At 60.4% G+C, this 336-nt stretch carries 1 protein-coding gene; it reads right to left on the bottom strand.

What is annotated here, in order from left to right:
- On the bottom strand, window positions 1-336 hold a 336-nt coding region (locus P5705_RS26230), incomplete at both ends, for a hypothetical protein (RefSeq protein WP_277463759.1).

Here is a 336-nt window from a genome sequence, read left to right as displayed (position 1 = left end):
TTTCCCAGGCCAGGGTGTCGCCATCCCAACCAAACAGGGTGAAGCCACAGCCGAGTTCACGTTGCCGCTTGGCCCGTTGCAGCTGGTTCCAACCAGTGCCCGCTTCCGGGCGGTCCCAGAAGTGCGCCACCGAATGCTTGTGCAGACGACGACCCAGAGCATCGTAGCTGTAGTCGACCTTGAGCTTATCGTCGTTGTAGCTGGCCAGTCGGTCGAACAAGTCCCAGGTGAAGTGCGCATGGGCACCGTTTTGCAGGCGGTGGATCAGGTTGCCGCGTTCGTCGTAGCGGTAATGAGTGCCGGCGTACTCGCGCAGCAGGTTATCCATCAGCTTGT

This window comes from Pseudomonas entomophila, from assembly GCF_029478665.1.
GTDB lineage: Bacteria > Pseudomonadota > Gammaproteobacteria > Pseudomonadales > Pseudomonadaceae > Aquipseudomonas > Aquipseudomonas entomophila_F.
Note: the sequence above shows the minus strand (reverse complement) of the source record. Positions and strands in the feature narration are given on the sequence as shown.